Source organism: Stetteria hydrogenophila, from assembly GCF_054657575.1.
This window is the reverse complement of the sequence record NZ_BAAHYL010000002.1, coordinates 195,423-208,924: the sequence shown is the minus strand read 5'-3', so window position 1 is coordinate 208,924 and position 13,502 is coordinate 195,423. Positions and strand designations below refer to the sequence as shown.

Genomic DNA, 13,502 nt, shown 5'->3' with positions numbered 1-13,502 from the left:
ACCCGGGAGCCGGGGGCTCCCGGGTGAAGGGCGCGAGGGAGCCCTGGCTGGGCTCTGCTGTGGCGTTACGCTTACCCTGGCGGGGCTCCCAATGCGCGCCGCTCACAGGGTCCAGGCCCGGGCTGCGGGACCCGGGGGCGCCGATAGCGCCCGGCCCCCGGTTAGGGGGCTGCCTCTCCGGGTCCTCGCTCCGGGCCCCGCCCCAGGGGGCCTGCGGCACCGTCGCCGCCCGGTGGATGGCTCGGCTCGGGCGCCGAGGAAGGGCGTGGCAAGCTGCGATAAGCCCGGGGTAGGCGCAGGCAGCCGTTGAACCCGGGATCCCCGAATGGGACTTCCTGCCACGGGCGAAGAGCCCGTGGCGCCCCCGTATGGGGGCGGGAACCCCCCGAACGGAAACATCTTAGTAGGGGGAGGAAAAGAAACCAACAGGGATCCCCCGAGTAGGGGCGACCGAAAGGGGGAGTGCCCAAACCAATTCCCCACGGGATAACCGTGGGGAGATGAGGGGTTGCAGCTCCACGGCTGGGGGCTTCGAGCCCCAGCGGGCCGACCCACGGTAGCCGAAGTGGGCTGGAAAGCCCCGCCGTAGAGGGTGACAGCCCCGTAGGCGAAACCGTGGGGGCCCGCGCCGTGGAGCTGAGTACCACGGCTTGGTATTGCCGTGGGAAGCTGGGAGGAACCGACTTCCAAGGCTAAATACGTCCCGAGACCGATAGCGAACTAAGTACCGTGAGGGAAAGCTGAAAAGAACCCCGGGTAGGGGGGTGAAAAGAGCCTGAAACCGGGCGGCTACATACGGTGCGGCCCGAGAGGGGTGAGGGCCCCCCAAGGAAACCCGGGCGACCGGGGAGTACGAGGGGGCCGGACCGGGGTCGCACCGTCCGTCTTGAAACACGGGCCGGGGAGTTCACGGCCGTGGCGAGCCTAAGGGGGTCAGCCCCGAAGGCGCAGGGAAACCGACAGGCCCGCAGCCGGGGGTTACCCCGGCGAGGGGCGGGGTCCGAAGAGGGCCCGGAGTCACGGCCGTGAAACCCGAAACCGGGCGATCTAGGCGGGGGCAGGGTGAAGCCGGGGGAAACCCCGGTGGAGGCCCGAAGGGGTTCTGACGTGCAAATCGTTCCCCTGACCCCCGTCTAGGGGTGAAAGGCCAATCTAGCCCGGTGATAGCTGGTTCCCGCCGAAGTGGGTCGCAGCCCAGCCCCGCCGGAGGCTGGCCGTGGGGTAGAGTTACTGATTGGGGGTGCAGGGGGCGTAGTGCCCCCGGCCCCCAGTCAAACTCCGAACCTGCGGCCGCCGTAGATGGCGGGAGTGGGGCTCCCCGGGGTAAGCCCGGGGGCCGAGAGGGGAACAACCCAGACCGGGGTTAAGGCCCCAAAGTGCCGGCTAAGTGCCAAGCGAAAGGGCGTCCCCCGCCTAAGACAGCGGGGAGGTGGGCCTAACAGCAGCCATCCTCTAAGGAGTGCGTAACAGCTCACCCGCCGAGGCGGGGGGCCCCGAAGATTGGTCGGGGCTCAAGCCGGCCGCCGAGACCCCGGGCCGCGGGCCGTTGGCCCGCGTGCGGTAGGCGGGCGTCGGGGCGGCGTAGAAGCCGGGCCGTGAGGTCCGGTGGAGCCGCTCCGAGTGCGGATCCCGGCGGTAGTAACAGCGAAGCGGGGTGAGAATCCCCGCCGCCGGAAAGGGCCAGGGTTCCCCGGCAACGGTCGTCGGCCGGGGGTTAGCCGGTCCTAACCGGGGCCGTAACCCGGACCCCGGGAAAGGGAAACGGGTTAACATTCCCGTGCCGCGGGGGTACGCTTCGCGGCAACGCGAGGCCCGGCCTCCGACGCCTCGGGGTAGGCGGACCGGGGGCCCCCTTAGGGGGGCGACCCGGCTAACTGCCCGAAGGCCGGGGAGGCCGTCATGGCGAGAACCGGCCGAAGGGGGGAATGGCCCGCCTATGGCGGGTTCCGCCGATCCCCGGGGCCCATGAAAAGGGGGCCGGGAAGGATCCCCCGCGCCCGTACCGAGAACCGACACAGGTGCCCCTGGGTGAGAAGCCCAAGGCGTCTGGGGGCTAACCCGGGCCAGGGAACTCGGCAAATTGGCCCCGTAACTTCGGGAGAAGGGGTGCCTGCGGCCCTGGGAGACCCCTGGGGCCGCAGGTCGCAGTGCCTAGGGGGGCCTGACTGTTTAACAAAAACATAGCTCCCCGCTAGCCCGAAAGGGTGTGTACGGGGGGTGAGCCCTGGCCACTGGCGGTCCGTGAAACCGGGGTACAACCCGGCGAAGCGCCGCTGAAGGCCGGGAGTAACCCTGACTCTCTTAAGGTAGCCAAATGCCTTGCCGGGTAAGTTCCGGCGCGCATGAACGGGTTAACGAGGTCCCCACTGTCCTGGCCCGGGGCCCCGTGAACCCCCTGAGCGGGTGCACAGTCCCGCAACCCCCCGCAGGGAGAGAAGACCCCGTGGAGCTTTACCGCAGCCCGGCGCTGGCCTCCAGGCGGGGGTGCGTAGCGTAGGTGGGAGCCTGTGAGCCCTCCTCTCCGGGGGAGGGGGAGGCGCCAATGAAACACCACCCACCCCCGCCTGGGGGCCTAACCCCGCCCGGGAAGGGCGGGGGACAGCGTCGGGTGGGCGGTTTGGCTGGGGCGGCACGCCCGCGAAAAGGTAACACGGGCGCCCAAAGGTCGGCTCAGGCGGGTCAGAACCCCGCCGTAGAGTGCAAGGGCAAAAGCCGGCCTGACCGGACCCCTAACAGAGGGGGGTCCGGCCGGGAAACCGCGGCCTAGCGAACGCTCGTGTCCCCCTCGGTGGGGGCCGGGCATGACAGAAAAGTTACCCCGGGGATAACAGAGTCGTCGCGGGCGAGAGCCCCCATCGACCCCGCGGTTTGCTACCTCGATGTCGGCTCTTCCCATCCTGGGGGTGCAGCGGCCCCCAAGGGTGGGGCTGCTCGCCCATTAAAGGGGAACGTGAGCTGGGTTCAGACCGTCGTGAGACAGGTCGGTCTCTACCCGCGGGGGGTGTCGGCCGCCTGAGGGGAAGGTGCCCCTAGTACGAGAGGAACGGGGCGCCGCGGCCTCTGGTGTACCGGTTGTCCTCCAGGGCAGCGCCGGGCAGCTAAGCCGCAAGGGGTAACCGCTGAAAGCATCTAAGCGGGAACCCCACCCCGAAAAGAGGCGGCCGCTCGGACCCGCCCCGAGGGGGCGGGCCGACGAGGGCTCCCGTAGAAGACGGGGTTGATGGGGCGGGGGTGTAAGCCCCGAGGGGGCCTAGCCCCCGAGGGGTTCAGCCCGCCGCTCCCAATCGCCCGAGGCCGCAGGGCTTCTCACCTGGGGGCGGGGCGCACGTTGTATAACAGCGCGCCCCGCAGCGGGCCCGGGGCGAGGGGCCCGGGAGGCTAGCCTAGCCCCGGGGGCCGGGCGCTCGGTAGAGCCCCCTTAGGGATCCCGCGGCCCGGGAGAGAGGACCCTGTGGGCGGCGCGCTAGCCCCCTTCAATGCTCTCCTAGTCCTTACCCTGGTGCTACCACGCGTCACCCGGCAAACCCCCGGCTTGGGCTACGGGCCTGCTTGGGGGTCGGGGGTGCCAGCGCTTCGGCTTGGCGCAGCGCCCGAGTGGGTTAAGGGTGCAACGCTCCGCGACGCCGTCGAGGCCTTCCTGCAGGCCCTGGAGGCTGCGGGTGCGAGCCCCTCGACGCTCAGGGCTTACCGTGCGGCGCTGAGGGACTTCGCCGGGTACGCCGGGTGGGACCGCCGCGTCTCGGAGGTCGACGTGGGCCTCGTCAACGCGTGGGTGGCTGAGAGGGCTAGGAGGGGGTTCCCGAGGGAGAGGGGCGGGAGGAGGAGCACGCTCCACTACTACACAGTGTTCGTCCGCCGCTTCCTCCGCTGGGCGGGGGCTCCCGCGGAGTTCCCGGCGGTCCCGCGGGGTAGGAGGGGGTTCAGCCACGCCCTCACGTGGAGGGAGGTCGAGGCCCTCCTCAACGCGGCGAGGGACCTCATCGACGCCCTCGCCGTGGCGTTGATGGCGGAGTCCGGCCTCAGGGCCGGGGAGCTGCTGGGGCTCACCGCGAGGGACGTTGACCTCGACTCGGGGACGGCGAGGGTTAGGGGTAAGTACGGGAAGGAGCGCATCGTCTTCCTCGGCCCCGCCTCGAGGGTGCTCCTCGCCGCGAGGCTCGCCCAGGCCCGGGATCCCGGGGAGAGGCTGGTGCCCCTCAGCTACCAGGCCCTCTACAAGAGGCTGAAGAGCCTCGCCAGGAGGGCCGGCCTCGACCCCGGGAAGGTTAGGCCCCACGTGCTCAGGCACACCTTCGCCACCGAGGCGCTGAGGAGGGGGGTGAGCCTCGCGGCGCTCCAGAGGCTCCTCGGCCACAGCGACTTGAAGGTGACCCAGCTCTACCTCCACCTGACGGTGGACGACGTGAGGGCGGAGTACGAGAGGGCCTTCACCCAGGCAGCGGCCCAGGCCCCGGCGGCGTACCAGCCAGCGCCCGCCCAGTACTACCCCCCGCCCCCGCCGCAGGGGCAGGCGTGGAGCCCCCAGCGGTGGAGGGCGTGGGCCCCCGGCGGGCCCTAGAGGCGGCCCGCCGCGTGGGACCTCTCCAGCCTCGAGGCTATGAAGTCGAGCAGCACCTCCCTCGCGCCCTCCCCTATGTCGAGGGCCCTGGCGTCCCTCTGCAGCCTCTCCACCCTCGACCACCTCTCCAGCCCCCTACCCCCCATGAGCTGCACCGCGACCCAAGCCGCCCTCTGGGCGAGCCTCGCGGCTAGGAGCTTCACGGCAGCCGCCCCCTCCGGGTCCACCGCCCCGGAAGCCTCAGCGGTCCCGGCGAGCCTCTCCAGCAGCGCCTCCACCGCCAGGGCCTCGGCCCTCACCTCGGCGAGCATCCACCTCACCCCCTGGTAGTCGAGGAGCCTCCTCCCGAACACCGCGCGCTGCGAAGCCCACGAGAGCGCCGCTTCGAGGGCCCCGTCGGCGATGCCCAGGCCGACCGCTGCGTAGCCCGCCCTCCCGTAGTTGAGCACCTCCAGCGCCTCCCTCAGCCCCCTCCCCGGCGCGCCGACCCTCACCGCCCTCGCGCCGTTGAAGACCGCGTTAGCCACGCCCGCGCCCCTCATCGCGGAGAGCTCGACGGGCTCGAGGCTCACACCCTCCCCCGCCTCGGCGAGGTAGAGCGTCTCCCCTCCAGGCCCCCTCGCCAGGACGAGGTAGTGCGTGGCGTACAAGCCGTTGCTCATGAACGCCTTCCTCCCGTAGACCCGGGCCTCCCCGCCAGCCTCCTCCGCCCTCGTCTCCAGGTTGCCCCTAACATCACTCCCCCCACCAGGCTCGGTCACGCCTATAGCCAGCAGGGACCCCCGGGGCGGGTCGAAGCCAAGCATGCGGAGCCCGAGCTTCGCCACCCCGTCAACCAGGATGACGTGGCCAACCGCGGGGCTCCACCTAGAGGCGAGCCTCACGAGCCCGAAGAGCTCCCCCGGCCCGCGGGCCTCGAAGGCCCCCGCGGCCGCGAGCTCCTCCAGGAAGCCGCGGGGGACGAGGTTGCCCCTGTCAATCTCACCCGCCAGGCCGGGGAGGCGGGAGGAGAGGACCCCCTCAACGCCGGAGGCAGGCAAGCGCCCGACACCCACCCCTAGCAGGCCGCAGCGGAAGCAGGAAAAAGGCAATGAACACCGCGGCCGCCCCTCCCCCGCGCCCCCAGCAGCTGCCCGGGCACCCGCCGCTAAACCGCGAGCCCGGCGTGCATGGAGGCCCGGGGGATCCCTCGCGCTGCGCCCAAGCCCCGGGGGCCGGTAGGACCGGTAAGCTTGCAGCCGTTGCTAGTGTTGCGCGTGAAGGGTACCACTCCTAGCGCTCCACTTCCCCAGCTCCCCGAGGGGCCTAGTCTATGACGCCCGTGGTCCTGGCGAGCCTCTCGGCCGCCTCCCAGGTGAGCCCCTTCTCGCCTAGGATCGTGTACCTGTCCCTTACCTTGACCGCGTTCACCAGGGCTTCTATGATGTCCACGTCCCTGACGCCCAGCTCCTTGGCGGTGACGGGTGCGCCGACTCGCTTGAGGAGCTTCCTTATCTTCCTCCAGTTCTTCCCGTGGAGGTAGCTCATCATGATCGTCCCCACGCCAACGAGCTCGCCGTGGAGCGGCGGGTTGGGGTGGAGCATCGTCATGGCGTGGGCGAAGAGGTGCTCGGAGCCGCTCGCGGGCCTGCTGCTGCCGGCGATGCACATCGCCACGCCGCTGCTGACGAGCGCCTCGAGCAGGATCCTCAGACCCTCGGGGGTCCAGGAGGCTATCTCCTCCACGTGGCTCGCCACGTGCCTGGCGGACATGAGGGCGAGGCTCGCCGCGTAGGCGCCGTAGTACTCCCCCTTGAGCTTGTGGGCCAGCTTCCAGTCGAGGACGGCGGTGAACTTGCCTATCACGTCCCCGAAGCCGGCGATGTTGTACCTCCTCGGCGCCTTGGCTATCACGTCCACGTCTATCAGTATCAGGTCCGGGGCCTTGGCGGGCCTCGAGACGGGCTTCCCGAACCCCCTGAGGCTGGCGAAGGGGCTCGTTATCCCGTCGTGCGACGCGGCGGTCGGGATGCTCGCGAAGGGCTTCCCAGCCCTGGCGGCGGCGTACTTCGCGACGTCGATCGCCTTACCCCCGCCCAGGCCCACGACCACGTCCACCCCGTCCCTTATCGCCTCCTCCGCGACCTCGTCCGCCTCCGCGACGGTGGGGGCCTTGACCTCTCTAACCCACACCGTGAAGCCCTCGTCTTCCAGGCTCTGCTTGAGCGCCGGGTAGACGAGGACCCTCACGTGGGGCCCGGTGACTACGAGGACCTTCTCCTCCTTCTCCATCACCCGCCTAGCGTGGAACCCAGCCTCCTCAATAACGTTGCCGCCGACGATTATGCGCCTCGGCAAGTCTATAACGTGGGGCCTCGCCATGAACCGGCACCACGCGCCCCCAGCCTAGGCCTAGAGGGCCGCGGAGGCTTTTTAGTAGAAAAAGCCAAACCCCCAGCAGGGCGGCTACTAGCCTCGAGGAGGAGGGTGCAGAGTTGACTGGCCACGCTAACCCTGGCTGGCCCTGGGTGGGCGGGGCTCTCCCGCAGCCAAGGCCGCGGGCGCCGATCGAGCCCTTCCACGGCACCACGACTGTGGGGCTCATCGCGGCGGACCACGTCGTGCTAGCGGCGGATAAGAGGGCCACCGCCGGCTACCTCATAGCGAGCAGGAGGGTCAAAAAGATAGTCAGGATAACCGACTACGCCGCCATGACCATCTCGGGCCTAGTCGCGGACGCCCAGTCCCTCGCGGACGCTGTGAGGGAGGAGGCCAGGCTCTACGAGCTAACCTACCGCGTGAGGCCCTCGGTGAGGTGGCTTGCCAGCCTGCTCTCAGCCATCCTCTTCTCCTCCAAGTGGTACCCCTACATAGTCCAGCTCATAGTGGGCGGGTACGACGAGAAGCCCAGGCTCTACACGCTCGACCCCTACGGGAGCCTGGTGGAGGAGAAGTACACCGCCACCGGCTCGGGGAGCCCCGTCGCCATTGGAGTGATTGAGGACGGGTACCGCGAAGACATGAGCCTGGATGAGGCCATGCAGCTGGCGGCCAACGCTGTGAAGGCTGCCACCCTCAGGGACGCCGCGTCCGGGGACGGGGTCGACGTGATGGCTATAGGGAAGGGCGGCAGGGTTGTAGAAAAGCTTATACCCCTCAGGTAACTAGTCTAGCCCCTAAACCGGAGACGACCCGGGGATATGCTCCTCCCGCAGCCACGGGAGCCGGTTAGCGGCCACTCCCCGGGGCGTCCGGGCGCTGCGGCTAAGGGTGGCTGGGTTTGCACCTGCGACAGAATGGTGTAGCTCCTGGAAGCCAGGACCTCAGGGGCTTCATAATAATAAGCATTTACAAGGAGCTGGGCGGAGCCGACATAGCTTCGATAGAGTTCGAGGGCCCGGAGATAGCTGTCTACGTGAAGAACCCCAAGTTCATACTGGAGAACGAGGAGAAGATCAAGGCGCTCGCGAGGAAGCTGAGGAAGAGGGTGGTCGTGAGGACCCATCCGGACGCCAGGAAGGATAAGGAGTACACCAAGCGCTTCATCCTCGAGAACGCCCCGGATGACGTGACTGTCGAGGGCTTCATCTTCGACGACGTCCTCGGCGAGGTCAGGGTTCTAACCAACAAGCCGGGCAAGCTGGTGGGGAAGGGGAAGTGGTTCGCCAACAAAGTGCTCGCCGAGACCGGGTGGAGGCTCGTCTCCTTCCGCTCCCCGCCCCCGCCGTTCTCGAGCAAGATGATACTCCACGTCTTCACGTGGGTCGAGAACAAGGAGAAGGCCAAGGAGAGGAGGAGGGCGCTGAAGGAGGCGGGGGAGCGGATATTCAGGGATACCGTCTCCTCGACGAGGTACGTTAGGATCATCGGCCTCGGCGGCTTCGGGGAGGTAGGCCGCAGCGCCATACTCCTAGACACGGGGGAGAGCAAGGTCCTCCTCGACGCCGGCGCCGCGCCTGACGCGTTGGGGGACAACATGTACCCCCACTTCAACGTCCCAGAGTTCCTGATCGACCAGCTCGACGCCATAGTGGTCACGCACGCCCACATGGACCACATAGGGATGATTCCGCTGCTCTTCAAGTACGGCTTCAGGGGGCCGGTCTACGCCACCCCGCCGACGAGGGACCTGATGTACCTCATGCTGCAGGACTTCATCAAGGTATCGAGCGAGCAGATGGGGTACGCCCCCTACTCGAGGAAGGAGATTGAAACAATGTTCAGCCGCGTGATAACGGTCGACTACGGCGTCGTCACTGACGTGGCGCCGGACGTCAAGCTAACCTTCTACAACGCGGGCCACATACTCGGCAGCGCCATGGCCCACCTCCACATAGGCCAGGGGAAGCACAACGTGCTCTACACGGGCGACATCAAGTACTACAGGATCAAGGGTGACAGGGCCATCAGGATGCTCTCCCCGGCGCACACGCAGTTCCAGAGGGTGGAGACGATCATAATGGAGTCCACGTACGGGGCGACCGAGCAGCAGCCTAGGCACGAGGCTGAGGAGGAGCTGATCAGGACGATCAACGAGGTCTACAAGAGGAGGGGGAAGGTGCTCATCCCAGTCATGGCGGTGGGCAGGGCGCAGGAGATACTCCTCATGCTGAGCAAGGCCGTGGAGGAGGGCAGGATCCCGCAGGACATGCCCATCTACATCGACGGCCTCATATTCGAAACCACCGCCATCCACACCGCCTACCCGGAGTGGCTGGCCCCGCCCGTCAAGAACTCCATACTCAGGGACGAGAAGAACCCCTTCGCGCCCCCGAACCTCGTGCCGGTCCACGACAGGAGCAAGAGGCAGGAGGCCATCTGGAGCAACGAGCCCGCTATAGTGCTGGCCACCAGCGGCATGATGACGGGCGGCCCGATAAGGGAGTACTTCAAGTACCTCGCCGAGGACCCGAGGAACGCCCTAGTCTTCGTGAGCTACCAGGCCCAGGGGACGCTGGGGAGGAGGATCAAGGACGGGGAGCGGGAGATCCAGGTCGAGGACGACGGCAAGATAAGGGTGCTCAAGATAAACCTGGAGGTCAAGGCGATCGAGGGCTTCAGCGGCCACGCCAGCAGGAGCGAGCTCCTCTACTTCCTCAAGCACCTGACCCCCAAGCCCAGGACGGTTATACTCAACCACGGCGAGCCAGCAGCTCTGGCCTCGCTCTACAAGGCGATAACGGGGAGGTGGGAGAGGCTCGGCTTCCCCTCGCAGCCGGAGGTGTTGGTCCCGGAGAACCTGGACGCTATAAAGGTCTACCCGAGGACGCTGAGGCTGAGGTGACTAGCCCAGCAGCTTGCACGCCTCCCACACCCTGTCCCCGACGTGGTGGAGGTTCCTGGCCACCCTCCCCCTCCCCCGGGACTCCACCCTAGCCCGGAGCGACTCGGAGTCCTCCAGCGCCTCCGCAACCGCCACCGCGGCTCCGGACTCCTCGTCCACTACGGCGACGACGTCGCCGGCGTTGAAGGACCCCTCAACACCCCTCACCCCTGGGGCCATCAGGTCGGCCCCCCTGGCAACCGCCCTCGCCGCCCCCCTATCCACGAGGATCCTGGGGAGCCAGGAGCTGCCGTGCCTGAGGAGGCAGGCGAGCGTCGGCACCAGCCTCCCCCCGGCCTCGTAGAGGCAGGGCGTCCCGCCTACTATGTAGACTGTGACCCCGTCCACCACCGCGGCCTCGGCGTCGTCGAAGCTCAGGGGGAAGCCGGGGTAGAGGCTCATCACCCTCTCCTCAAGCCTCCTCCTATCCCTCTTGGAGAGCGGGTGCCTCCTCGAGACCCTCAAGACGCCACCCTCCACGCCGCACCCCCGGGGGGAGGGGCGTTGGAACGCATTTTAGCCGGCCCGGGCGCTTAGCTTTAAAGCACTCAGGGAGCCGGGGGCGAAGCTCGGGAGGGCTCGAGGTGCTCTGAGCCGTGCCGGCCGACACGTTTAAGGTGCTATCGAACTACCTGGACTCGAGCGTGCTCGTGAAGCTCAAGGGGAGCAGGCTCATCAAGGGCACCCTTAAGAGCTACGACCAGCACTTGAACCTCATACTCGCCGACGCCGAGGAGATAGGCGACGGGGAGCCCCGTGGCCTGGGCACGATACTCGTCAGGGGAGACAACGTTGTACTAATAAGCCCGGCCCCCAAGTAGCCGAGCGGGGTGCACGGCGGTGGTCAAGGGGACGACGTCGTTCGGCAAGCACGGGAGGAGCAAGACGCACATCGTTTGCAGGAGGTGCGGCAGGAGAGCGTTTAACGTGGCGAAGGGCTACTGCGCCGCCTGCGGGTTCGGAAGGTCGAGGCGGATAAGGCGGTACAGCTGGCAGAGGAAGAAGGTTAACAGGGTCAGGATTTGGTAGCCCGCTATTAACCCGGATCCTCCCCCAGCCCCAGCGGTGCCCTAGCCTTGGATGCCGGCCGCTTTAGGGGGAACCTCGAGAAGCTCCTCTCCCTGGCCGAGGAGGCCGGGCTGGACGCGGTAGTCCTCGCGGGCAAGGCTAACGTGGAGTACGCCACCGGCCTCAGGGAGCCCTCCGGCGCCCTCGTGGCGTCGAGGAACTGCGGGGCGACGCTGCTGGTCAGCCTGCTCGACTATGACAGGCTCTCGGTGCAGGCGCCGAGGTGGCTGGAGGTCAAGGCTTTCTACAGGGGCGGCGAGGAGGGGATCGAGCCGCCCCTCCCCCGGGGGAGCCTGGTTAGGGGATCCCTGCTCGAGGCGGTCGCCGAGGTGCTGAAGGGCTGCGGCGCGAGGAGGGTCGGGGTCGACCTCGACTGGGCGCCCCGCCGGGTCTCGGAGCAGCTGGCGGGCAAGGCCGGCGTCGAGGTCTCCGACTTCTCCGACGGCGTGAGGAGGGCTAGGAGGGTTAAGGAGGACTGGGAGGTCGAGGCGATAGTCGAGGCCGCCCGGCTCGCGGAGTCCACTCTGAGGCGGCTGCTCGGCGAGCTCTCCGAGGACTCCACCGAGGCCCGCCTCGCCGGGCTGGCGCACATGCACATCCTCTCCTTGGGCGGGTGGGGCGAGGCGTTCCCGACGATAGTAGCGTTCCACGAGAACACCGCTTACCCCCACCACACGCCCACCACTAGGAGGCTCGGCGACTCTGGGGCGGTGCTCATAGACCTCGGCGCCAGGCTGGGGGTGTACAGGAGCGACATGACCAGGAGCCTCTGGTGGGGCGGCGGGGGGCAGCGGTACACGAGGCTGGTCGAGGCGGTGGTCCACGCGCTCGAGGAGGCCCTGGACACGGTGGAGCCCGGGGTCGCCGCGTGGGAGGTGGACAGGGCGGCGAGGGCCAGCCTCGAGAGGGAGGGGCTCGCCAAGTACTTCATCCACGGCCTCGGCCACGGCGTCGGGGTGGAGATACACGAGGAGCCCTACCTCAGGCCGGGGAGCAAGGCGGTGCTCGAGCCCGGCAACGTCGTGACGATAGAGCCGGGCGTCTACCTCACGGGCGTGTACGGAGTTAGAGTGGAGGACATGGTGCTCGTGACGGGGAAGGGGAGGAGGCTCATAACCTCCATGACCCGCCTTATACTATAAAGCCCCCGCACCGCCGGGATCCCCTCGCGGCCGCGGCGGTGCCTTGCGCTCTCGAGCCGACGCCGGCCAGGGCGGGTGCGGAGTAACGGGTCTGAGTAGGCCGCGGCCGCCTCGAGGGTGACCCCCTCCCTTGAGGGCTGCAGTGGTGGGCGGCGGCTTCTGGGGGCTAGCCTCCGCCCTGGCGCTGGCTAGGAGCGGGTTCAGGGTCACCCTCTTCGAGGAGCACAGGCGGGTGGGGGTCCCGGAGCACTGCACCGGCCTGGTCTCCCGCAGGGTCCTCGACTACCTGGGCCGGTCCGTCGAGTCAAGCGTGGTTGCCCGGTACTCCTGGCTCAGGCTCTGCGGCCCCACCCACTGCGCCAGGATAGCGCCGCGAGGCGGCGTCTACAAGCTGGACAGGGTCGAGGTTGAGGATAGGCTCCTAGCAGCCGCGGAGTCGGAGGGCGTTGACGCGAGGCTGGGGGTTAGGGTCTCCAGGGTGGAGCCCTCGGGATCCCTCGCCTGGAGCGGCGGGGGCTCGGCCTCCTTCGACGTCGTAGTCCTCGCCGAGGGGGCATTGGGGAGGCTGCGCCGCCGCCTAGGCATCGGCTACTCGGGCGGCTTCACCTACGCCGTCAACGCTGAAGCCGGGGAGTGCGGCCTCGACGCCGGGGGGTTCACGGTCGCCTTCCACCCGGAGGCCCGGGGGCTCTTCACGTGGCTCATCCCCCTCCCGGGCGGCTCCTGCCTGGCGGGGAGCGGCTCCCGGGATCCCAGGGCGATCCCCCGGGCGCTCAGGGCCGGGCTCAGGGTCATCGGCGCGCCCGGGGGGCTCGAGTTCACAAGGCACTACGGCGGCCCCCTCCCCCTCGACGGCCCCGCGCGGAGGCTCCGGGCGGGGAGGGTGGTGGTAGTCGGGGACGCGGCTGGAATGGTTAAACCCCTCACCGGCGGCGGGCTCTACCCCGCCGCGCTCTTCCACCGCCTAGCCCTCGAGGCCCTCTCCTCCGCGGGCGACCCGGCGGGGGCGCTGGAGGCAGCGGCCGCGAGGGTCTCCAGGCTGCTCGCGCGCCAGGCGAGGGCCGCGAGGCTCCTAAGGGAGGACCCCTGGCTCGTCGACTGCCTGGCACTGGCCGCCGGGTCCTCGGGGCTCGACTCGGCCCTCGCAGGCCTCGTCGACTACGACCTCCACCACAGGATCCCGGCCACCGCGGCGGCCCGGGCGCCCCTCAAGACCATGGCCGCCGGCTTAAGGATCCTCACCCGCTGCCCCACCGGCGCGGCCAGGCTCGCCTGGGCCCTGGCGGCCGGCCTAGTGGGGGGAAGCAGAGGCTCGGGCGCCTAGGAAGCGGGGCGCGACCAGGCCCCCTCCCAGCCCGCGGCGCCGCTCCACGGGCCGCCCAGCCCAATGGGGCCCCTAAGGGGCCGGCCCGGGCGGTAAAGCCTAAGATTC

At 68.8% G+C, this 13,502-nt stretch carries 10 protein-coding genes and 1 rRNA gene; 8 read left to right on the top strand and 3 right to left on the bottom strand.

Going from position 1 to position 13,502, the window contains the following annotated elements; translation table 11 throughout:
• The first annotated feature begins 207 nt into the window (after positions 1-207).
• Positions 208-3,304, top strand: a 23S ribosomal RNA gene (locus tag ACYQ3J_RS04480).
• 258 nt (positions 3,305-3,562) lie between these two features.
• Positions 3,563-4,558, top strand: a complete 996-nt coding sequence (locus tag ACYQ3J_RS04475; protein ID WP_460125196.1) for a tyrosine-type recombinase/integrase — start codon at positions 3,563-3,565, stop codon at positions 4,556-4,558.
• Here ACYQ3J_RS04475 and ACYQ3J_RS04470 read toward each other — a convergent pair.
• Both ACYQ3J_RS04470 and ACYQ3J_RS04465 read right to left on the bottom strand, forming a co-directional pair.
• A complete protein-coding gene (locus ACYQ3J_RS04470; RefSeq protein WP_460125194.1) occupies positions 4,555-5,598 on the bottom strand; it encodes an acyl-CoA dehydrogenase family protein in 1,044 nt (347 codons plus the stop codon). The genes ACYQ3J_RS04475 and ACYQ3J_RS04470 overlap by 4 nt on opposite strands.
• A 265-nt stretch (positions 5,599-5,863) precedes the next feature.
• Entirely contained in the window at positions 5,864-6,919 is a 1,056-nt protein-coding gene (locus ACYQ3J_RS04465; protein ID WP_460125191.1) for an NAD(P)-dependent glycerol-1-phosphate dehydrogenase, read from the bottom strand.
• A gap of 185 nt (positions 6,920-7,104) precedes the next feature.
• Here ACYQ3J_RS04465 and psmB point away from each other — a divergent pair, with 185 nt between their 5' ends.
• Entirely contained in the window at positions 7,105-7,701 is a 597-nt protein-coding gene (psmB, locus tag ACYQ3J_RS04460; RefSeq protein ID WP_460126215.1) for an archaeal proteasome endopeptidase complex subunit beta, read from the top strand.
• A 116-nt stretch (positions 7,702-7,817) separates the two neighbouring features.
• Positions 7,818-9,821: a beta-CASP ribonuclease aCPSF1 gene (locus ACYQ3J_RS04455; RefSeq protein ID WP_460125188.1), complete on the top strand. Its 2,004-nt coding sequence runs from the start codon at positions 7,818-7,820 to the stop codon at positions 9,819-9,821.
• On the opposite strand, the gene ACYQ3J_RS04450 is transcribed toward ACYQ3J_RS04455, so the two are convergent.
• A complete protein-coding gene (locus tag ACYQ3J_RS04450) occupies positions 9,822-10,340 on the bottom strand; it encodes a DUF1947 domain-containing protein (protein WP_460125185.1) in 519 nt (172 codons plus the stop codon).
• Positions 10,341-10,456: 116 nt separating this feature from the next.
• Between ACYQ3J_RS04450 and ACYQ3J_RS04445 the strand changes: the two genes are divergently transcribed.
• From ACYQ3J_RS04445 to ACYQ3J_RS04430, 4 genes are all read left to right on the top strand, one after another.
• Positions 10,457-10,681, top strand: coding sequence for an LSm family protein (locus ACYQ3J_RS04445; RefSeq protein ID WP_460125182.1), 225 nt, complete (start codon positions 10,457-10,459; stop codon positions 10,679-10,681).
• Between the two features lie 19 nt (positions 10,682-10,700).
• Positions 10,701-10,889, top strand: coding sequence for a 50S ribosomal protein L37e (locus ACYQ3J_RS04440; RefSeq protein ID WP_460125179.1), 189 nt, complete (start codon positions 10,701-10,703; stop codon positions 10,887-10,889).
• Positions 10,890-10,936: 47 nt separating this feature from the next.
• Positions 10,937-12,070, top strand: coding sequence for an aminopeptidase P family protein (locus ACYQ3J_RS04435; protein ID WP_460125176.1), 1,134 nt, complete (start codon positions 10,937-10,939; stop codon positions 12,068-12,070).
• A 130-nt stretch (positions 12,071-12,200) separates the two neighbouring features.
• Complete coding sequence (locus ACYQ3J_RS04430; RefSeq protein WP_460125173.1) at positions 12,201-13,394, top strand: NAD(P)/FAD-dependent oxidoreductase; 1,194 nt, start codon at positions 12,201-12,203, stop codon at positions 13,392-13,394.
• The last annotated feature ends 108 nt before the right edge of the window (positions 13,395-13,502 follow it).